We start from the raw sequence: 19,829 nt of genomic DNA on the forward strand, positions 1-19,829 counted from the left end.
CGAAGGCGCTCTGGCCCGGGCGAGATCACCCTGCGACCGTTTTACGCATATTGGCCGGGACGGTCTTTGACGGGGGTATCCAGCACTGCCCGCCTCGTGCGTCTTGTATTGGGATGACAGGGTTTGGGCGTTTTGGGCTACAGGATCGGCGGCGTGAGGGAGTGCAAGGGGCGGGGATCAGACTCGCCTTGCCCCGTTCCATCCTTTCCGCTATAGCCGCGCGCTCTTGAGATTTCCGCGCCGTGGACGTGTGCTCCGCGGCGTTTTCCGTTCGAAGGTTTGACTGATGGCCAACAACCCCGGCGCCAAGAAAGCGATCCGCAAGATCGCCGCTCGCACCGAAGTGAACAAGGCGCGCCGCACGCGCGTCCGCACCTTCCTGCGCAAGTTCCAGGAAGCCGTCACCGGTGGCGACGCCACCGCCGCCAAGGGCGCCTTCGTGGAGGCTCAATCGGAGCTGATGCGCGCCGTCTCCAAGGGCGTGGTTCACAAGAACACGGGCTCGCGCAAGGTGTCGCGTCTGGCCGCCCAACTGAAGAAGATGTCGGCCGCCTGATTTTTCGGGCTCCGGACGGCCTTTCATAGGCCTGTCATGGTAAATAGCAGTGAATTCAACGGCGAGGGCGCACACGCTCCCTCGCCGTTTGCACGTGTCGCGGTAACCGTTGTCACGCGAATTCGCGCTCGCGTCTGTGGCGAAATCAGGATTTCCCAAGGCCGCGACGCGCTTTAGCGGAGTCAACAATTTTAACTGCATTTTGAGTCGCGAATCAGCGTTGACCCACCCTTCGCCGAGCGTAAGTTCAAGGGGCTGACGCACTTCCATCCCCACACGGATGAAGACGGCGCGGAACCCTGTTTCGCTCCGGCGTGAGCCGTCTGATCGAGAGAACGACCCCAATCCGGGCGGCGGTTGCGCCGCACCGGGCAGGAGAAGTCGTCCCTGCGCCAGCCGGCTCTGAAGGGTGTCACGGTGATGGATTTTTGCGGCGGGTGGCTGACCGATGATGGGGAGCGCGAGGATGGCGGGGATGACGGATCCGGATCATATCTGGACCGAGGCGGCCGGTCGGCTGCGCGGCGAGATCGGCGAGGGGGCGTTCAGTTCCTACATCGCGCCGTCGGCTGTGCGCGTGGACGGCGCCGGCCAACTGATCCTGGTCACGCCGACCGCCTATGCGCGTGACTGGGTGCGCAAGAACGCCCTGCGCCGCATGAACGAGCTGTGGCTGGGCCTGGATGGCCTCAACCGCCGCCTCGACGTGCGCTGCCGCGCCGAAATGGGCTCGGTCGCCCCGGCCTCGCAGGTCGCCGCCGGCCGCGCCGCCTCGGCGATCTCGGGCAATGTGGTGGCCATGCCCCACGCCTCCATGCCCCTGGCCACGGTGCCCCCGGTCGCCGACGGCGCCCGTGCTGTGCGCGCCGCCGGCCTGCAGGACCGCCTGACCTTCGACAGCTTCGTGGAAGGGCAGGGCAACGCCTTCGCCCTGGCCATCGCCCGCCAGGCCGCCGCCTGGGCCGACGGCCACTTCAACCCGATCTTCTTCTGCGGCCCCTACGGCTACGGCAAGACCCACCTGCTGAACGCCGTCGCCTGGGAGGCCCAGCGCCTGCGTCCGGACGCCAAGGTCGTCTACCTGACCGCCGAACGCTTCCTGTCGACCTTCGTGCGCGCCATGCAGGACCGCTCGACCGCGGCCTTCAAGGACAGCCTGCGCAGCGCCGACATGCTGCTGATCGACGACGTGCAATTCGTCGGCGGCAAGACCTCGACCCAGGAAGAGCTGCTCTCGACGCTCACCGCCCTGATCGAGGACGGCAAGCGCATCATCCTGTCGGCCGACAAGCCGCCGATGGCCCTGACCGAGATCGAGCCGCGCCTGCGCAGCCACCTCGCCTCGGGCCTGACCTGCCCGGTCGAGCCCGCCGACCGCACGCTCAAGCTGGCCGTGGCCCGCAACCGCATCGAGGCGCTCGCCAAACTCGGCGTCGTCTCGGGCGAGGTCCGCCCCGACGTGCTGGAGCACCTGGTCGATCGCACCCCCGGCTCGATGCGCGAGCTGGAAGGCGCGGTGAACACCCTGGCCGCCGTCGCCGCCACCCGCCTGTCGGCCCTGACCGTGGACGAGGCCCAGAGCCTGCTCGGCTCGGCCCTGCGCGGCGGCCCCGAGCGCCGCATCACCGTCGACGAGATCCAGAAGACCGTCGCCGAGCATTTCACCCTCAAACAGGCCGACCTGCTGTCGGAGCGCCGCACGCGCTCCGTCGCCCGTCCGCGCCAGATCGCCATGTGGCTGTGCAAGCAGCACACGACCCGGTCCTATCCGGACATCGGCCGCCGGTTCGGCGGGCGCGATCACACCACGGTCCTGCACGGCGTGCGCAAGATCGAGGAACTGATCGCCCAGGACGAGCAGATCGCCCGCGACGTCGAAGCCCTGACCCGCAAACTGCGCGGCTGACCGAAGGCTCTCCCTCCCTTTATGGGGAGGGTGGTCGCGCAGCGACCGGGTGGGGAATTCCAGACTTGCCCCACCCTGTCGCCGCTGCGCGACGACATCCCTCCCTATAAAGGGGAGGGAGAAGTCTGTGGACCGCGTTCCAGACCGTTGCTCCGCCCCACCAATCCGCTAGTGTCCAAGGCCCTCTATTCGCGGTGACGCTTTGAGTCGCCGCACCCCGGGCGAGACGACATGCAGCTGACCATCGAACGATCCGCGCTCCTGAAGGCCCTCGGCCACGTCCAGAGCGTCGTCGAGCGCCGCAACACCATTCCGATCCTGTCCAACGTCCTGCTCAGCGCGGGCCGGGACAAGCTGGCCTTCGCGGCCACGGACCTGGACATGGAGATGGTCGATGAGGCCGAGGCGACGGTGAACGTCGAGGGCCAGATCACCGCCCCGGCCCACACCCTGTACGAAATCGTCCGCAAGCTGCCGGACGGCGCCGAGGTGTCCCTGTCCTATTCCGGCGATGACCCCCGTCTGGTGGTCCAGGCCGGCCGGTCGAAGTTCAACCTGCCGGTCCTGCCGGCCGGCGACTTCCCGGTGATGTCGACCGAGACCTCGGGCTCGCGCTACGCCCTGTCCAAGGAAGACCTGGCCCGGCTGATCGACAAGACCCGCTTCGCCGTCTCGACCGAAGAGACCCGCTATTATCTGAACGGCCTGTATCTCCACACGGTGGCCGAGGGCGGCATTCCGCTGCTGCGCGCCGTGGCCACCGACGGCCATCGTCTGGCCCTGGCCGAGACCCCGGCCCCCGAGGGCGCCGCCGGCGGCCCGGGCGTCATCGTCCCGCGCAAGACCGTGGATCAGGTCCGCCGCCTGCTCGACGACGGCTCGGGCATGGTCGAGGTCCAGGTCAGCCCGCAGAAGATCCGCTTCGAGTTCGGCCAGGCCTCCCTGACCTCCAAGGTCATCGACGGCGCCTTCCCCGACTACATGCGCGTCATCCCCAAGGGCAACGACAAGCAGGCCGACATCGACAACGCCGTCTTCGCCTCGGCCGTCGACCGCGTCGCCACCATCTCGGCCGAAAAGAGCCGCAGCGTGAAGCTGGCCTTCGAACTGGACCGCGTCACCCTGACGGTGCGCAACATGGAAGCCGGCCAGGGCGTCGAGGAGGTCGAGATCGGCTACTCCGAAGAGCCCTTCGAGATCGGTTTCAACGCCCGCTACCTGCTGGACGTCGCCGGCCAGATCACCGGCGAAACCGCCCACTTCAAATTCGCCGACCCGGCCAGCCCGACCCTCGTCCTCGATCCGGGCGATCCCGGTGTCCAGTACGTGCTGATGCCGCTGCGGGTGTGAGGCGAAGTGATTGGTGGTTAGTGATTAGTGGTTGCTGGACCGCAGACAGGATCAGTCCTGCCGCCAGCGGTGACGCGCCAACCACTAATCACTAACCACTAATCACTCCCTTGATCACCGCCCTCACCCTCACCGATTTCCGCTCCTACGCGAGCGCGACCCTGCCCATCGCGGCGGGGGCGGTGGTGCTCCACGGCCCGAATGGGGCGGGCAAGACCAATCTGCTGGAGGCCCTCAGCCTGTTCACCCCCGGCAAGGGCCTGCGCGGGGCCTCCGCGCCCGAGATGGGCCGGCGTGAGCCGGGGGAGGCGACCGGCCGCGCCTGGGCCGTCGCCGCGGTCCTCACCGGCGACGGCGACGAGACGAAGCTGGGCACCGGCGTGCAGTCGCCCGGCGCCGCCCGTCGCATCGTCCGCATTGACGGCGAGACGGCCCAGCCCGGCCGCCTGCTCGACTATCTGCGCCCCGTCTGGGCCACGCCCGAGCAGGACCGGCTGTTCTCCGACGCCCGGGCCGAGCGGCTGAAATTCTTCGACCGGCTGGTCTTCGCCGCCAATCCCGATCACGCCGCCGCCGTCTCCGGTTACGAGAAGGCCCTGCGCGAGCGGTTGCGCCTGCTCACCGACGGCGCAGAGGGGCGGCCCGCCGACCCCCTGTGGCTCGACGCGCTGGAAATCCGGCTGGGCGAGGCCGGGGCCGCCGCCGCCATGGCCCGCGCCGCCGCCCTGACCACGCTCCAGGCCGCCATCGACACCCGCGGCGACCGCCTCTTCCCCCAGGCCGATCTCGGCCTGGCCGGCGAGGCCGAGGCTTTGGCCGCCTCGGGCGCCGACGCCGACGCCATCGCCGGCTCCATCCGCGAGGGCATGGCTCGCTCCCGTCCGCGCGACGCCGCCGCCGGCCGCTCCCTGTTCGGCCCGCACCGCTCCGACCTGACCGCCCTGCACCGCGAGAAGAACCGCCCCGCCGCCGAAGGCTCCTCGGGCGAGCAGAAGGCGCTGGTCCTCAATCTAATCCTGGCCCAGATCGCCCGCCTCTCGGGCCAGGCCGCGGCCCCCGTCCTGCTCCTGGACGAGGCCCCGGCCCACCTCGACACGGCCCGTCGGGCCGCCCTGTTCGACGAGATCGAGGCGCTGGGCCTGCAGGCCTTCATGACCGGCACCGAGGCCGATCTGTTCGCCCCTCTCCAGGGCCGCGCCCAGTTCGTGCCGGTGGCGGACGGCGGCTTCGGCTGAGCGTCCAGGCCAGACCCGGAAGGCTGGCGCCGGCGTTCTCCCTCCCCTCCTGGGGAGGGTGGCCGAGCAAAGCGAGGACGGGTGGGGAGCGGCCGCACAAATGAGGCTGGCCAGACTTGCCCCACCCTGTCGTCGCTGGCGCGCCGACATCCCTCCCCACAAGGGGGAGGGAGATCCGGACGTGCATCCTCGAAAGATACGCGGCGGTTCATCCTGAACCCGCACATCCGGGCCGCGCAGGCCTCTGTTATCAAAGCGGAAATTTTCCACCCACCGACCTAAGTCCGCCTTGGGAGCGGGCTCCGCTAGACTCCGCCCATTCCCTCCGTCGCGGATGTCGTAGTTTATGTTTTAGCCGACTTTGGAAACGCGTTTTCACCGCCCGAACCCTCGACGATCCGATGCACGGGCGCGGGGCCCCGGCGCCGGTCCGAAGGGGGCGGATCCGCCCACCGGAAACGCCCTTAAAACCTCGCATTCCCGTGGAAATTTCCTATATTCTGACTGCTTCGGCGCGGATCGGATTCGCGCCGCCTTCCGGGCCCTTCGCCGGGCCGCTTTACCGACCGATTGAATGACCGATCAGACCCCCGACGACGCTGTCGCCCCGGCCGAATACGGCGCCGACTCCATCAAGGTCCTCAAGGGCCTGGACGCCGTGCGCAAACGCCCCGGCATGTATATCGGCGACACCGACGACGGCTCCGGCCTGCACCACATGGTCTATGAGGTGGTCGACAACGCGATCGACGAGGCCCTGGCCGGTCACGCCGACCTGGTCGAGGTCATCCTGAACGCCGACGGCTCGGTCACCGTCACCGACAACGGCCGCGGCATCCCCACCGCCATCCACGCCGAGGAAGGCGTCTCGGCGGCCGAGGTCATCATGACCCAGCTGCACGCGGGCGGTAAGTTCGACCAGAACTCCTACAAGGTCTCCGGCGGCCTGCACGGCGTCGGCGTCTCGGTCGTCAACGCCCTGTCCGACTGGCTGAAGCTGGTCATCTTCCGCGAAGGCAAGCGCCACGAGATGCGCTTCGAGCGCGGCGACACCGCCGAGAGCCTGAAGGTCACCGGCGACGCCCCCATCCGCACCGAGGGCGCCAAGGCCGGGGAGCTTCTGACCGGCACCCAGGTCACCTTCTTCCCGTCGCTGACCACCTTCTCGCACATCGACTTCGACCTGAAGACGCTGGAGCACCGTCTGCGCGAGCTGGCCTTCCTGAACTCGGGCGTGGTCATCAAGCTGCGCGACGACCGGCACGCCGAGAAGTTCGAGGAGATCCTGCACTACGAGGGCGGCGTCGAGGCCTTCGTGCGCCACCTGGACAAGTCCAAGTCGCCCATCCTCAAGGACGTCATCGTCATCCGCGGCAAGAAGGAGGGCATCGAGCTCGATCTCGCCCTCTGGTGGAACGACAGCTACCACGAGACCATGCTGTGCTTCACCAACAACATCCCGCAGCGGGATGGGGGCACCCACCTGTCGGCCTTCCGCGCGGCCCTGACCCGCGTCATGGGCGGCTATATCGAGGCTGCCGGCGCGGCCAAGAAGGAGAAGGTCTCGGTCTCCGGCGAGGACGCCCGCGAAGGCCTGACCTGCGTCCTGTCGGTCAAGGTTCCGGATCCCAAATTCAGCTCCCAGACCAAGGACAAGCTGGTCTCGTCCGAAGTCCGCCCGGCCGTCGAGGGCCTGTGCCAGGAAGGTCTCGCCACCTGGTTCGAGGAACACCCGGTCGAGGCCAAGCTGGTGGTCGGCAAGATCATCGAGGCCGCCGCCGCCCGTGAGGCCGCCCGCAAGGCGCGCGACCTGACCCGCCGCAAGACGGCGATGGAGATCAGCTCCCTGCCCGGCAAGCTGGCCGACTGTCAGGAACGCGATCCGGCCAAGTCCGAACTGTTCATCGTCGAGGGCGACTCCGCCGGCGGCTCGGCCAAACAGGCCCGCAACCGCGAGAACCAGGCCGTCCTGCCCCTGCGCGGCAAGATCCTGAACGTCGAGCGCGCCCGCTTCGACCGCATGCTGTCGTCGGAACTGATCGGCACCCTGATCCTGGCGCTCGGCACCGGCATCGGCCGCGACGACTTCAACGCCGACAAGCTGCGCTACCACAAGATCATCCTGATGGCGGACGCCGACGTCGACGGCGCCCACATCCGCACCCTGCTGCTGACCTTCTTCTACCGTCAGATGCCGGAGCTGATCGAACGCGGCCACGTCTACATCGCCCAGCCGCCGCTCTACAAAGTCTCCAAGGGCAAGCAGTCGCGCTACCTCAAGGACCAGACGGAGATGGACTCCTACCTCATTGAGGAAGGCTCCTCCGACGCCGAGCTGGACCTGCCCACGGGCGAGCGCCGCACTGGCCTGGACCTGCAGGCGCTGGTGCGCGAGGCCAAGGCCTTCAAGGCCGGGGTCGATCGCCTCAGCCAGCGCGCGCCGACCTTCGCCATCGAACAGTCGGCTCTGGCCGGCCTGTTCGCGGAAGCGGGCGGCGATCCGGTCAAGGCTGCCGCCCGCCTGAACCTCTATGCCGAGGAGGGCGACGGTCCGTGGACCGGCGGTCCGGGCGCCCAGGGGGCTGTGGCCTTCGAACGCGTCCGCCGCGCCGTCACCGAGCGCATCGTGCTGGAAGAGGCCCTGATCCGGTCGCTGGACGCCCGCCGTCTGGCCGAACGCGCCACCGCCTTCGAGGGCCTGTTCGACAAGCCCGCCGTCTTCCGCCGCAAGGACAAGTCGGTGACCATCCGCGGTCCGCTCGACCTGCTTGAGGCCGTTCTGGACGCGGGCAAGAAGGGCATCGCCATCCAGCGCTACAAGGGCCTGGGCGAGATGAACCCCGAGCAGCTGTGGGAGACGACGCTGGACGTCAACGCCCGCACCCTGCTGCAGGTCAACGTCGCGCACGAGGAAGAGGCCTCCGACCTCTTCGCCAAGCTGATGGGCGACGTGGTCGAACCGCGCCGCGAGTTCATCCAGGAAAACGCCCTGGACGCCGCCGTCGACGCCTAACGAAATCGGCCTCGATGGGCAGTGTCCATCGAGGCCTGGATTCCGTTCCGCTCAGAAGGGCTACGGCCGTCCGGCTTCGATGAAGGCCCGGATCGTCGGGAAGGAGCCTGAGCTCGACCGCGAGCCGTCGCAGGCGATCTGCTTCAGGAAGTCGGGATTGGTGTTCGGCCGCAGGGGCTCCCAGGCGGCGCCCTCTTCGGGATAGTCCTCGTGGGTGCCGTCGGCCTCGAACTCGCTGGACCCGGCGGTCCGCCATTTTCCGGCCGCGCAGTCGAACTGATAGGTCTCTTCGGTATGGGTCAGGTCGCCCGGCGGCGCCGTCATCGGCACCGAGGCGGCGCGGATCGACGTGATCGCGTCAGTGACGACGATGCTGTCCACGTCTGTCAGATAGGCCCGCGCCGCGGTCCTCGAATAGGGTTGCCAGTTTTCCGCCAGGACAGGCGTCGCCGTCGTGGCCAGGGCGACCGCGGCAATCAGCATGAATTTCATTGGATGATCTCCCCAGATCCTCTTTGTCCGCCATGATGCGCCAGACGCGGCGTTTGGCAAGCGGAGTGAGCTCAGGCCGCCTCGCGGGCCGCGCCTTTCGTTCCCGCCAGCGGTTCGAAAAGCCAGCGGGCCAGATGCCGCACCACCGGCGCGGCCACCCCGTCTCCGGTCAGCTTGCAGGCGGCGCTGTACGAGCCGGGCAGGCGATAGGCGTCCGGCAGCCCCATCAGCCGGGCGGTCTCCCGCGCCGTCATAAGCCGCGAACGCACCCGCCCCGCCTCGATCACCAGCAGGGTTTGGCGGCTGGAGCCGCCGCCCGGCGTGCGCAGGCAGCCGGCCATGTCGAAGCGCACCTCGGCCCGCTGCAGCCGGCGGCCGTCCGCGTCGCGCCGGGTGCGTCGGTACAGGGCGCCGACCTGACGCCCGCCCGCCGCGCGCGCGGCCTCGACCTTGGCCCGGTTGACCGGCGACATCAGGCTCAGCAGCCGCGCCGTCTGCGCCTCGGAATGCCAGTTCAGGTGAGCGCCCTCCGTTTCGGTCACGGCGGCCAGGCCGGCCACCGGTTCGACCGGCTCGGGCAGCCGCCACCACAGCATCCGCCGGCGCAGGGCCTCGGGCAGCCGCTCCGTCGCCCGCCGCAGATTGGCCGGGTGGAAGGGCGCTTCGGGTCCGTCGGCCAGCAGGGCCGGGTCGATGGCCACGTCGCCGCGCACCCCGATCACGAACAGGCGCGGCCGCGACTGGGGCACGAAGCGGTCGGCGTTGATCACCAGGGCCCCGACGGCGTAGCCCGCCTCATCCCAGGTCCGGCACAGGATCTCGAAATCCCGCCCGCCCCGCGAGGTCAGGGCGCCGCAGACATTCTCGATGGCCACGATCCTGGGGCCTCGGCCCTCGCGCGCCAGGCCTCTGGCCAGATCCCAGAAGGCGTGGAAGGTCCCCGAGCGGGCTCCGCCCAGCCCGGCCCCCGCGCCCGCCAGCGACAGGTCCTGGCAGGGGAAGGAGCCCCACATCAGATCGGCCTGCCCCGGCAGGTCGGCGGGCGTCACCGCGCCGATGTCGCCGACCGCCAGTTCCTCGCCGCCCCAGTTGGCGCGATAGGCGACGGCCTTCTGCGGGTCGATGTCGTTGGCGAAGGTGCAGCGCCAGCGCTCGCCCAGCCCGGCGCGGAGCATCCCGCCGCCGGCGAAGAACTCATAGGCCTCGAAGGCGGCGGAGCGGGGCGATTCGATCATTCGGCGCACAGTCTGCGGCCTCGGCGGCGCCGGGTCCACCAGAGCGCCCTCCAAACCCGCCCGGAAGGCGAAGTGCGTTGATCCGACAACGGAAACGTGGCTTTCTCGGCGCGTTCTGGAGTCCCCTGTGCCGGTCGACGATCGCTCCCGCCCCGTCTCGTATTCGTGGGACGTCACGACGCAGTCCGACCCGGATGCGTTCGACGGCTATCACCAGAGCATGCGTGACATCTACGACGTCGAGGGCGTCGACCCGGACGCCCGCGCCGGATTCGTCAGCCGCACCATGGGCTCGGTCTTCGACAACGGCAGCATCGCGCGCGGCTATTCGGTGCCGCAGACCCTGCGCCGCACAGCCGGCACGGTGCGCGCGTCCGGGCTGGACGCCATCAACGTCTTCGTCCTGTTCGCGCCGCTGGTCGGCGACGCCGACGGCGCCGATATCCGCTCTTCGGCCGGATCGATCCATTTCCGCGATCTCTCGCGGCCGTCGGTGTCCCGGGCCGAGGCCATCGATCTGGTCACCCTGATGATCCCTCGCATCGCCGCGCCGCTGTGGATGCGCGACGGCGGGATTCACGGGCTGGCGATCTCGCCCGACAATCCGATGGGCCGGCTTCTGGCCAGCCATCTGTGCCTGCTGGCCGATACGGCTGCGAACCTGCGCCATGACGAGGGCGCGGCCGCCGTCGAGGCCGCCCTGCTCATCGCCGAGCGCGCCGTGGGCCGTCACAGCACCGCCACGCCCGAGCAACTGTCCGCCATCCACGCCACGGTTCGCCACCGCGCGACCCGCTTCATGCGCCAGCGGCTGCTCGACCCCCAGGTGACGGTGCAGGACATCGCGGCCGCGTCGGGGGTGTCGCGCACCACCCTGTTCCGCGCCTTCGCCCCAGGCGGCCTGCGCCGCTACATGCTGGACCTGAGACTGGACGGCGCGCGCGCGGCGCTCGGCGGCCGGGACCCGCGCCGCCAGACGGTGGCCGAGGTCGCCTATCGCCACGGCTTCGCCAGCGCGGCCCATTTCGCCCGCCTGTACCGCGAACGGTTCGGCCATGCGCCGGGAGAGATGGCGGCGCGCCGGCTCGAGACCCGGGCCCTCGCCGAGACCCCGCGCGGCCCCTTCCGGCACGACATGGTGGTCAACTGGCTGCGCGGCCGCACGACGCTCGGCGCGCGCGCGCCGCGGGTCCTGCGCTCAGCCTGACGGTTCGCTCTCGCGCCGGGCGCCGGGCGACGAGCCGAAGGCCTTGCGAAAGGCGCGGCTGAAGTGGGAATCGCTGGCGAAGCCGCAGGCCTGGGCCACCTCGCTCACGGTCGGACGCGGTCCGGTCCGGCGCATCAGCAGGTCGCGGGCATGCTCAAGCCGCCTTTGCCGGATGTAGGCCTGCACCCCGCCGACGGGTTGAAACGCCCGATACAGGCTGGAGCGCGAAAGGCCGAGGGCGTGCATCAGACTGCCGGCGTCCAGGTCCGGATCCAGCAGCCGCTCCTCGATCAGCCGCGCGGCGGCCAGCATCTCCGGATCGCCCGCCATCCCCGCTGGGGCGGCCGGCTCCGGAGGCCGCTCCAGGGCGGTTCGCGCCAGCATCAGGATGGACTCCACCACCACGGAGGCGTCGTCGGCGCGGGGGCTCGCGGCCAGCCCGGCCAACTCCTCGATCAGGTTGATGATCAGGGTGGTGAAGGCCGAGGGCGTAACCGGGCGCGGGGGCTTCAGGTCCGCCAGCCATTTCGGCGCCGAGGCGCGGTCCGTGGCGAGGATCAGCCGCCCGCCGCCGTCGGGTCCGGGCTCCAGCGCCGACAGCGCGCCCATGCGCAGCCGCGCCGTATCGCCGCGCCCGTCGACCACCAGGCCGACGCGCTCTTCCGACCCAGCATCCGGCGCGGAGAGGGCCTCGCGATCGAGGAAGACCCAGGAGGTCGGTCCGGCGTCGGCCGACGCCGTGGAAGCCTCCTGATACGCGCTCATGCTGCTCCCCATTCATCAGGCCGCCGTGGCCGCGGAACGGGTCCCCGCCCGATGCCGGCGGGGGACCATGCCGGACGCCGCGGGATCCTCGCAAGTCCTTATGCTGAAACAGGAAAGCGAGGCGCCGACGGTGGAACGCCGGGACAAGCGGTTGGGACGGACGGGCATGGCGAGCGGCTCGGCGAGGCGTCTGGCAAGGCCTGTGTTCTCCCGCTGTCCGGACCCCATCTCCAGCGCCTCGCCGCCCGGCGCGCTGACGAGATCGACAACACCCTCATCGCCGCCGCCGCATAGCCTTGGTCGCGTGTCCCGGCGGACGCCGCCGGGACACCTTCAGAACGCGATGCGCTGAAGGCGTGAGCCGGGATCGTCATGTCTGGAAGGGATGGCTCCGGCCTGGATCACGGATCCAGGAGAAGCGAATGGCGCACCCGAAGAGATTCGAACTCCTGACCCCCAGATTCGTAGTCTGGTGCTCTATCCAGCTGAGCTACGGGTGCGCACGGCCGCGAACGGCGAGGGCGGGTCTCTACCCCACGTATGCCGGGGGGGCAAGACCCGGATCGACTGTTTTCCGGGACGATTTCATGGCGGGCGCGTCAGGGGTTTCGTTCGGGGCGTTGAAGCGGCAGGGTGCCGCCCCGATTTAGGGCGTTCCTCCCCGCCGCATCAGCCGAGTTCTCCATGCCGTTTCGTCCGACCCGTCCCCTGCGTGTGCTGGCGGCGACCGCCGTCGTTCTCGGGATGGCGCTGTCGGGCTGTACGGGCTGGACCGCTCCCGCCGCCCCGGCGCCCGCGTCCGTGGCGGCGGTCCAGGCTCCCGTCGCCCCGCAGGCCAAGGGGCCGTTCATCGCCGCCGCCAATCCGTTGGCGGTGGAGGCGGGCATGCGGGTCCTGAACGCGGGCGGCTCGGCGGTCGACGCCGCCGTGGCCGTTCAGGCGGTGCTGGGCCTGGTCGAGCCCCAGTCGTCCGGCCTGGGCGGCGGCGCCTTCATGATGGTCTATGACGCCGCCACGGGCGAGGTGACCAGCTACGACGGCCGGGAGACCGCCCCCGCCGCCGCGACGCCTGAACTGTTCTACGAGAACGGTCAGCCGCTCGACGTCATGTCCGCCGTGCTCAGCGGCCGCTCGACCGGCGCGCCCGGCGCGGTGGCCATGCTGGCCATGGCCCAGAAGGAACACGGCCGCCTGCCGTGGAGCGCCCTGTTCGGCGACGCAGAGCGTCTGGCCCGGGACGGCTTCACGGTCAGTCCGCGCCTCGCCGGCATGATCGCCCTGACCCGGGGGCAGGCCCGCACCCGCTGGGCCGACGCCTATTTCACCAAGGCGGACGGGTCCCGCTACGTCGCCGGCGACACCCTGAAGAACCCCGAGTACGCCCGCACCGTCGCCGATCTGGCGGCGCAGGGGACGGAGGTCTTCTACCGCGGCCGCATCGCGCGGGAGATCGCCGCCACGGTGGCGCAGGACCCCCGCCCGGGCGCCCTGACCGCCGCCGACATCGCCGCCTACCAGCCGATCGAGCGGGGGGCCCTGTGCCGCCCCTACCGCATCTATGTGGTCTGCGTGCCGCCGCCGCCGTCCTCGGGCGTGGCGGTGCTGCAGCTGCTGGCCATGGCCGAGCGGACGCCGGACATCGACGCCGGCCCCGACAGCGTCGCCGCCTGGACCGCCTTCGCCCAGCTGCAGCGGCTGATGTACGCCGACCGCGACCGCTATGTCGGCGATCCGGCCTTTGTCGGTGTGCCGGTGCAGGGGCTGCTGGACCCGGCCTATGTCGCCTCGCGCGCGGCCCTGGCCCCCGGCCTGACCGGCGCCGCCCAGCCGGGCACGCCGCCGGGCGGAGCGCTGACCGGACCGGACGCCACGCGTGAGCCCGCGGGCACCAGCCACATGGTCATCGTCGATGCGGCCGGGAACGCGGTCAGCATGACCACCACGGTCGAGAGCATCTTCGGCTCGGGCCGGATGGCGGCGGGCTTCTTCCTCAACAACCAGCTGACCGACTTCTCCTTCTCGCCCGCCCGCGCCGACGGCGGCCCCGCGGCCAATGCGGTGGCGGCGGGCAAGCGGCCGCGCTCGTCGATGTCGCCCATCATCGTGCTGGACCGCGAAGGCCGGCTGGTCGGCGCCTTCGGCTCGCCCGGCGGTCCTTCGATCCTGGCCTACAACACCAAGGCCCTGATCGCCGTGCTGGACTGGAACATGCCGGTCGCGGAGGCCTTCGCCCTGCCCAATCTGGTGGCGCGCGGCGACGGCTTCGGCGCCGACACGGACCGCTTCAGCCCGGCGCTGCGGGACGGCCTGAACGCCGGCGGCATCACCCTGCGTCCCAACGCCAGTGAGAACTCCGGCCTGCACGGCGGCCTCTGGCGGCAGCGGGCGGACGGCCAATGGGCCTGGGACGGCGCGGCGGACGACCGGCGCGAGGGCGTGGCGAGGACGCAGTAGGAGGCAATAGGCAGTAGGCGGATAGGCGATAGGGAAGGCCGAGGCGGACGAGCAGCGGGCCTACAGCCTACTGCCTCACTCGGGCTTGATGCTCAGCTGGAAGGCGATCAGCCCCTCGGACACGTCGGTGTCCACCCCGGGCCCGGCCCGCAGGCCTTCGACGCCGATCTCGCGATAGACCAGGCCGACCGAGCTCTGGACCGCGCCCCGGCGCATGGCCACGCCGATGGAGGCGTCGCCCATGAAGTTGCCGCTGTCATGGCTGACGCCCGAGCGGGCGTAGTCGCCGTCGCGGTTGCGGGCGAAGTTGTAGCCGACGGCCCGGCCCGAACCCGCGGCGTAGATGTACCAGCGCTGGCGTTCGCCGAAGGCTTCCGTCCCGTCGGGCACCATCCGATCCAGATCCGGCCCGATGCGCAGAGTGGCGCCGGCCTCGGTCGAGCCGCCGCGGCTGCCCACGCCCACGCCGATATGCGGCGTCAGGGTGACGTCGAGGCCCGAGCCGGTCTGGCCCAGGGTCTCGGTCCAGCCGCGCACATAGGTCAGGTCATAGTGCTCGGCGTCATAGGCGGCGGGATCCAGCGGTCCCGGAGGCAGGGGCGCGCCGTCCTCGCGGCGGACGCGGCCCTCGGTGCGCAGGCGCAGGCGGTCGTTGTAGGCGCCGCCCTCGAACCAGACGTCCCGGTTGGACGCCGCCCAGGGCGAGGCGCGGTCGCGCGGCGCATAGCCGGTGCGGTCGGCGACGGTGTCGAACCCGCGCGCGTCCGCCTCGGCGAAGCGCTCCTCGCGGTCCAATTGGGTCAGAAGGTCGGAGACGTTGGTGGGCCGGTCGCGGGCCACGGCCCAGGGATCCGGAACGGCGACCTGTCCGGACACGGCTTCGCCCGCGACGGCCGGTGCCGTGCAGGCTGCGAACACCAGAAGTCCGGCCATGGCCGTAATACGCATCAACGGTCCCCTCAGTCCGTTAACAGCCTCGACCCTGCACGATCCGGGGCGGCCCGCCAACAGACATTTTCACGACACTCTTCCGCCCCTTGAACGTCAGCCTTTGGACGCGGTTCCTGACGGCCGCCGCTTCCCGTCAGGGCGACAAGAGAGAACCCGCCGCGGCGGGGCCGGGCGGGTTCCTGTCTCATGGCGATGTCGGAGGCCTTACTGGCAGGCCAGGCACTCGTCGTAGTCGGTGCGGGCCGCCGAGAAGAGGTCCGGCTGGTTCGGATCGACCTCGGCCTCGACCTTGTCTTCCGAGCCCGCGAAGGACGCGCGCTGCACCGACTTGGAGCGCAGGTAGTAGAGCGACTTCACGCCGGTCTCCCACGCGCGCCAGTGCAGCATGTGCAGGTCCCACTTATCCACGTCGCCGGGGATGAACAGGTTGATCGACTGGGCCTGGCAGATTTCCGGGGCGCGGTCGGCCGACAGTTCGACGACCCAGCGCTGGTCCAGTTCGAAGGCGGTCTTGAACACGCCCTTCTCGTCCTCGCTCAGCTGGTCCAGGTGCTGCACCGAACCTTCGTGTTCGAGGATCGAGTTCCACACCGCCTCGGTGTCGATGCCCTTCTCGCCCAGCAGGCGCTGGAGGTAGGGGTTCTTGACCGCGAACGAGCCCGACAGGGTCTTGTGGGTGTAGATGTTGGCCGGGATCGGCTCGATGCCGGCCGAGGTGCCGCCGCAGATGATCGAGATCGAGGCGGTCGGGGCGATGGCCAGCTTGTGCGAGAAGCGCTCCATGACGCCGCGCTCGGCGGCGTCCTCGCAGGCGCCCTTCTCTTCAGCCAGCAGGCGGCTGGCCTTGTCGGCCTCGCGGCGCAGGTGCTTGAACAGGCGCATGTTCCACGACTTGGCCATGGCGCTTTCAAAGGCCACGCCCTGACCCTGCAGGAAGGAGTGGAAGCCCATCAGGCCCAGGCCTACCGAACGCTCGCGCTTGGCCGAATAGACGGCGGCGGCCATGGCGGGCGGGGCGCGGCGGATGAAGTCTTCCAGCACGTTGTCGAGGAAGCGCATCACGTCCTCGATGAACTTGGGCTCTTCGCGCCACTCCAGGAAGGTCTCGGCGTTGACCGAGGACAGGCAGCAGACCGCGGTGCGGTCGACGCCCAGGTGGTCGCGGCCGGTGTGCAGCATGATCTCGGCGCACAGGTTGGACTGCTTGACCGACAGGCCCAGGTCCTTCTGGTGCTGCGGCATCTGCCGGTTCACCGTGTCGGAGAAGATCAGGTAGGGCTCGCCGGTCTGCAGGCGGATCTCGAGGATCTTCTGCCACAGGGCGCGCGCGTCGACCGTCTTCATCACTTCCTTGTTCTTGGGCGACAGCAGGTCGAAGGTCTTGCCGTCGCGAACCGCCTCCATGAAGGCGTCGGTGATCGAGATGCCGTGGTGCAGGTTCAGGGACTTGCGGTTGAAGTCGCCCGACGGTTTGCGGATTTCGAGGAACTCCTCGATCTCCGGGTGGTGGATGTCCAGGTAGACGGCGGCCGAGCCGCGGCGCAGCGAGCCCTGCGAGATCGCCAGCGTCAGCGAGTCCATCACACGGATGAAGGGGATGATGCCCGAGGTCTGGCCCGCGCCCTTGACCTTCTCGCCGATAGAGCGGACGCCGCCCCAGTAGGTGCCGATGCCGCCGCCGTTCGAGGCCAGGGCCACGTTTTCGTTCCAGACGCTCTGGATGCCGTCCAGCGAGTCGCCGACCGCGTTCAGGAAGCAGCTGATCGGCAGGCCGCGATCCGCGCCGCCGTTCGACAGCACCGGCGTCGCCGGCATGAACCACAGCTTCGACATATAGTCGTAGACGCGCTGGGCGTGCTCGGCGTCGTCCGAGAAGGCCGTGGCGACCCGGGCGAACATGTCCTGGTAGCTCTCGCCGGCCAGCAGATAGCGGTCCTCGAGGGTCTTCTTGCCGAAGTCCGTGAGCAGATCATCCCGCGAACGGTCGATCTGGATCGAGGGAACGACCGACAGATGCGGGCGGGCTTCGCCGTCGGCGTCCGCAACCGTCTGGAATTCCATCGTCTTCAACGCTTCGCCGCCAGCCATTTGATCGTCGCCCTGAACAAAAATCTAAGAGGTATCCCCGCACTCCGAACCACAAGACCTAGTGGCTGAAGCGCTCCCCAAGCCCACATATGGGGCGCAGATGGCTAACCAACCGTCAACGGGCTTGACGATCACTTTCTATCCGAATCGGCTTCAAGGCGGGGGATGAGCCTGTGGACAGGCCGCGACGCGGGCATGACAAGGCGCTGTAGATTTGAATCACGAACGCGTGAGGGGAACGTCCCACAAACGGGACCGTTAGCTTGGCCATGACCGGGGAACAGCAAGTCGTTTTTTGGCGCCGCGCACTGCGCATCGCCCGCACCGAAATCGCCGCCTTGAGCGCGCTTCTGATCATCGCCTTGGGCGTCATGACCTTTGTCGAGGTCGCCGACGACATGACCGAGGCGGACGGCCAGATGTTCGACCAGGCGGTGCTGCACTGGCTCCAGCCGGTCGCGGGACAGCCGCGCGGGCCGTGGTGGCTCCAGGAGGCGGCGGCCGACCTGACATCCCTGGGCGGCATCTCCGTCCTGACCCTGTTCGCGGTGATCGCCTTCAGCTTCCTGCTGATCCAGCGCAAGCGGCTGTCGGCCCTGCTGCTCGTCGTCGGCCTGGCCGGCGGCGTGGCCCTGAGTGAAGGCCTCAAGGCCCTGTTCGAGCGCGCCCGCCCGCCCGCCGTCTATCAGGCGGTCGAGACGCTGAACGCCAGCTTCCCCTCGGGCCACGCCCTGCTGTCGACGGTCTTCTACCTGACGCTGGGCGTCATGCTGACCCGGGCCTTCCCCCAGAAACGATTCAAGGCCTTCGTGCTGGGCAGCGCCATCCTGATCGCCCTGCTGATCGGCCTGACCCGCGTCTACCTCGGCGCCCACTGGGCCACCGACGTGCTGGCCGGCTGGTGCGCCGGCGCCGCCTGGGCCATGGCCCTGTGGCTGGTCGCCTATGCGGTCGAGCGCCGGCAGGTCGTCCACCACGCGCCGCTGCAGGACGATGAGCCGGGCTGAGCCCTAGACCTGGAACACCCGATAGGGCTGATCCCCCAGCGTTCGCAGCACCGGCAGGGCCACGTTGTAAACCGGCACGCCCTTGTGGGTCCGGCCCTCGGGCGCGCCGCGGTGGGCGTGGCCGTGAACGACCAGGCTGACGTTGTCATAGCGGTCGATGGTCTCGCCCAGACGCGAGGAGCCGAGGAAGGCGTGGATCTCGGGCGGCTCGCCCATCACGGTGTCGACGACGGGGGCGTAGTGCAGCAGCACCACCGAGCGCTCGGTGCGCAGCATGCGGATCGAGTTCTCGATCTGGTTGGCGTCCTCGACCGCCTCCTGCACGAAACTCTTGATCGTCGCCTCGCCGAAGGGGCTCAGCATGTAGCGGCCGAAGCCGCCGACGAAGCCCTTGCCGCCCGCGAAGCCGACGCCCTCGATCTCGAAGGCCTGGCCGGTCAGCATCTGGACCCCGGCGTCGCACAGCATCTTGGTCACATGCTCGGGCTGGCCGCATTCGTGCTCGTGATTGCCCAGCACCCCGACCATGGGAATCTTGCAGGCGCGGATGTCCTCCAGGAGGATCTCCACCTCGCGCGTCTTGCCGAAATTGGTCAGGTCGCCGCACAGGCACAGCACGTCGGCGTCGTCGGACACGCGCTCGAACAGTTCGCGGTGCGGCCGCTCATGGTTTTCGCCCACATGCAGGTCGCCGACGGCGGCCACGCGCAGCTTTCTGGTCGGTCCCGGCTCGAGGCCGGGCTGGGGCGTCTGGGGATCGACGGGGGCGTCAGTGGATGGGGTCATGCCGCTCCTCAAGCCCCTTGCCGACGATGTCGCCGAAGCCCCATTCGGTGATGTCGGCGATGTAGTCGCGCGGACTGAACAGGCGGCCGCGGCAGACCTTCACCCGCGGCGCCGGCAGGTCGACCTGGGCGCGCAGCCGCTCGTTCAGCTCGACGATCAGCCAGGCCGGAACATTGTCCCGCTCGGTGGGGTAGGCGAAGCGGAAGTTCAGCAGATGGGCGAACAGCACCTCCCAATAGAGGTCCATCTGGTCCAGCAGGCTCTTCCAGTCGATGGCCGCGGACTGTTTCAGGATGACGTGGTTCACATCGGCCCCGTCGTAGCGGTAGCGGTCCTGGATGAAGACCTTGGACAGGATCAGGGCCGTCGGCGGGGTGATGCCGACCGTGTGGCCGTAGACCTCGATCGTGTCGCCGCCGAACCAGCTGTCGTTCACGGCGATGGTGCCGTTCGACATGGCGAAGATCACGTCGAAGAAATGCTTCTCGTCCTTCCAGACCTTGGCGATCCAGCGCTCGTCCTCGACGTCGGTGCGGTACCCGCGCGCCTGGAAGTAGGCGAGGATGCGCGGGTAGTCCCCGGGCTTGCAGAAGACGTCAAGGTCCTTGGTCGGGCGGCTGATGCCCGTATAGGCCGTCACCGCATAGGTGCCGGACAGCAGGAAGGGTATGCCGCTCTCCTGCAGCAGCCGAAGCGACTCCTCGTAGAAGGCCAAGGCCTCCTTCGGCGGATGGAAGCTCGGGTCGGCGACGGTGTCTGACATTCACGCACTCCTCCCGCGACG

15 protein-coding genes and 1 tRNA gene are annotated in these 19,829 nt (G+C 69.4%); 8 read left to right on the forward strand and 8 right to left on the reverse strand.

Features of this window, described 5'->3' with window-relative positions; translation table 11 throughout:
• Positions 1–286: 286 nt before the first annotated feature.
• From rpsT to gyrB, 5 genes are all read left to right on the forward strand, one after another.
• The gene (rpsT, locus tag AC3WRV_RS03665) at positions 287–556 is read left to right on the forward strand and encodes a 30S ribosomal protein S20 (RefSeq protein ID WP_291841218.1); all 270 of its coding nucleotides are present in this window, start codon (positions 287–289) and stop codon (positions 554–556) included.
• A 448-nt stretch (positions 557–1,004) separates the two neighbouring features.
• On the forward strand, positions 1,005–2,462 hold the full coding sequence (gene dnaA, locus AC3WRV_RS03670) for a chromosomal replication initiator protein DnaA (protein WP_492312176.1): 1,458 nt from the start codon (positions 1,005–1,007) through the stop codon (positions 2,460–2,462).
• A gap of 231 nt (positions 2,463–2,693) precedes the next feature.
• The gene (gene dnaN, locus AC3WRV_RS03675; RefSeq protein WP_492312177.1) at positions 2,694–3,812 is read left to right on the forward strand and encodes a DNA polymerase III subunit beta; all 1,119 of its coding nucleotides are present in this window, start codon (positions 2,694–2,696) and stop codon (positions 3,810–3,812) included.
• A gap of 110 nt (positions 3,813–3,922) precedes the next feature.
• Positions 3,923–5,047: a DNA replication/repair protein RecF gene (recF, locus tag AC3WRV_RS03680; protein WP_492312178.1), complete on the forward strand. Its 1,125-nt coding sequence runs from the start codon at positions 3,923–3,925 to the stop codon at positions 5,045–5,047.
• Between the two features lie 574 nt (positions 5,048–5,621).
• Entirely contained in the window at positions 5,622–8,060 is a 2,439-nt protein-coding gene (gene gyrB / locus AC3WRV_RS03685) for a DNA topoisomerase (ATP-hydrolyzing) subunit B (protein ID WP_291837566.1), read from the forward strand.
• 60 nt (positions 8,061–8,120) lie between these two features.
• Here the strand turns inward: gyrB and AC3WRV_RS03690 are convergent, their stop codons facing one another.
• Both AC3WRV_RS03690 and AC3WRV_RS03695 read right to left on the reverse strand, forming a co-directional pair.
• The gene (locus tag AC3WRV_RS03690; RefSeq protein ID WP_291837563.1) at positions 8,121–8,552 is read right to left on the reverse strand and encodes a surface-adhesin E family protein; all 432 of its coding nucleotides are present in this window, start codon (positions 8,550–8,552) and stop codon (positions 8,121–8,123) included.
• 71 nt (positions 8,553–8,623) lie between these two features.
• Positions 8,624–9,787 carry a DNA cytosine methyltransferase gene (locus AC3WRV_RS03695; RefSeq protein ID WP_492312179.1) on the reverse strand — a complete coding sequence of 388 codons (1,164 nt, stop codon included), beginning with the start codon at positions 9,785–9,787 and terminating at the stop codon, positions 8,624–8,626.
• Positions 9,788–9,914: 127 nt separating this feature from the next.
• Here AC3WRV_RS03695 and AC3WRV_RS03700 point away from each other — a divergent pair, with 127 nt between their 5' ends.
• Positions 9,915–10,994, forward strand: a complete 1,080-nt coding sequence (locus AC3WRV_RS03700) for a helix-turn-helix domain-containing protein (RefSeq protein WP_492312180.1) — start codon at positions 9,915–9,917, stop codon at positions 10,992–10,994.
• Here AC3WRV_RS03700 and AC3WRV_RS03705 read toward each other — a convergent pair.
• On the reverse strand, positions 10,986–11,759 hold the full coding sequence (locus AC3WRV_RS03705; RefSeq protein ID WP_492312181.1) for a helix-turn-helix transcriptional regulator: 774 nt from the start codon (positions 11,757–11,759) through the stop codon (positions 10,986–10,988). The two genes, AC3WRV_RS03700 and AC3WRV_RS03705, sit on opposite strands and share 9 nt — an antisense overlap.
• 423 nt (positions 11,760–12,182) lie before the next feature.
• A tRNA-Arg gene (locus AC3WRV_RS03710) sits at positions 12,183–12,259 on the reverse strand.
• A gap of 184 nt (positions 12,260–12,443) precedes the next feature.
• On the opposite strand from AC3WRV_RS03710, the gene AC3WRV_RS03715 reads away from it, so the two are divergent.
• Positions 12,444–14,213, forward strand: coding sequence for a gamma-glutamyltransferase family protein (locus tag AC3WRV_RS03715; RefSeq protein ID WP_492312182.1), 1,770 nt, complete (start codon positions 12,444–12,446; stop codon positions 14,211–14,213).
• 75 nt (positions 14,214–14,288) lie between these two features.
• Here AC3WRV_RS03715 and AC3WRV_RS03720 read toward each other — a convergent pair whose 3' ends face one another.
• Both AC3WRV_RS03720 and AC3WRV_RS03725 read right to left on the reverse strand, forming a co-directional pair.
• Positions 14,289–15,161 carry a lipid A-modifier LpxR family protein gene (locus AC3WRV_RS03720; protein WP_492312183.1) on the reverse strand — a complete coding sequence of 291 codons (873 nt, stop codon included), beginning with the start codon at positions 15,159–15,161 and terminating at the stop codon, positions 14,289–14,291.
• A 207-nt stretch (positions 15,162–15,368) separates the two neighbouring features.
• A complete protein-coding gene (locus AC3WRV_RS03725; protein ID WP_492312184.1) occupies positions 15,369–17,252 on the reverse strand; it encodes a ribonucleoside-diphosphate reductase subunit alpha in 1,884 nt (627 codons plus the stop codon).
• A 269-nt stretch (positions 17,253–17,521) separates the two neighbouring features.
• Here AC3WRV_RS03725 and AC3WRV_RS03730 point away from each other — a divergent pair, with 269 nt between their 5' ends.
• Positions 17,522–18,259, forward strand: coding sequence for a phosphatase PAP2 family protein (locus tag AC3WRV_RS03730; protein ID WP_492312185.1), 738 nt, complete (start codon positions 17,522–17,524; stop codon positions 18,257–18,259).
• 3 nt (positions 18,260–18,262) lie between these two features.
• Here AC3WRV_RS03730 and AC3WRV_RS03735 read toward each other — a convergent pair whose 3' ends face one another.
• On the reverse strand, positions 18,263–19,045 hold the full coding sequence (locus AC3WRV_RS03735; RefSeq protein WP_492312186.1) for a metallophosphoesterase family protein: 783 nt from the start codon (positions 19,043–19,045) through the stop codon (positions 18,263–18,265).
• Positions 19,029–19,808, reverse strand: a complete 780-nt coding sequence (locus tag AC3WRV_RS03740) for a hypothetical protein (protein WP_492312187.1) — start codon at positions 19,806–19,808, stop codon at positions 19,029–19,031. The genes AC3WRV_RS03735 and AC3WRV_RS03740 overlap by 17 nt, the downstream gene beginning before the upstream one ends.
• Between the last annotated feature and the right edge of the window lie 21 nt (positions 19,809–19,829).

The organism is Brevundimonas sp. EU05-FHT14B11 (assembly GCF_058790835.1).

What these genes read in the sequence shown, in the direction of transcription:
- AC3WRV_RS03715 (WP_492312182.1), top strand. Translation starts at nt 12,444, where the DNA reads ATGCCGTTTCGTCCGACCCGTCCCCTGCGTGTGCTGGCGGCGACCGCC.
- dnaA (WP_492312176.1), top strand. Translation starts at nt 1,005, where the DNA reads ATGATGGGGAGCGCGAGGATGGCGGGGATGACGGATCCGGATCATATC.
- AC3WRV_RS03695 (WP_492312179.1), bottom strand. Translation starts at nt 9,787, where the DNA reads ATGATCGAATCGCCCCGCTCCGCCGCCTTCGAGGCCTATGAGTTCTTC.
- AC3WRV_RS03690 (WP_291837563.1), bottom strand. Translation starts at nt 8,552, where the DNA reads ATGAAATTCATGCTGATTGCCGCGGTCGCCCTGGCCACGACGGCGACG.
- rpsT (WP_291841218.1), top strand. Translation starts at nt 287, where the DNA reads ATGGCCAACAACCCCGGCGCCAAGAAAGCGATCCGCAAGATCGCCGCT.
- AC3WRV_RS03735 (WP_492312186.1), bottom strand. Translation starts at nt 19,045, where the DNA reads ATGACCCCATCCACTGACGCCCCCGTCGATCCCCAGACGCCCCAGCCC.
- gyrB (WP_291837566.1), top strand. Translation starts at nt 5,622, where the DNA reads ATGACCGATCAGACCCCCGACGACGCTGTCGCCCCGGCCGAATACGGC.
- AC3WRV_RS03730 (WP_492312185.1), top strand. Translation starts at nt 17,522, where the DNA reads ATGACCGGGGAACAGCAAGTCGTTTTTTGGCGCCGCGCACTGCGCATC.
- AC3WRV_RS03740 (WP_492312187.1), bottom strand. Translation starts at nt 19,808, where the DNA reads ATGTCAGACACCGTCGCCGACCCGAGCTTCCATCCGCCGAAGGAGGCC.
- AC3WRV_RS03705 (WP_492312181.1), bottom strand. Translation starts at nt 11,759, where the DNA reads ATGAGCGCGTATCAGGAGGCTTCCACGGCGTCGGCCGACGCCGGACCG.
- AC3WRV_RS03720 (WP_492312183.1), bottom strand. Translation starts at nt 15,161, where the DNA reads ATGCGTATTACGGCCATGGCCGGACTTCTGGTGTTCGCAGCCTGCACG.
- dnaN (WP_492312177.1), top strand. Translation starts at nt 2,694, where the DNA reads ATGCAGCTGACCATCGAACGATCCGCGCTCCTGAAGGCCCTCGGCCAC.
- AC3WRV_RS03725 (WP_492312184.1), bottom strand. Translation starts at nt 17,252, where the DNA reads ATGGCTGGCGGCGAAGCGTTGAAGACGATGGAATTCCAGACGGTTGCG.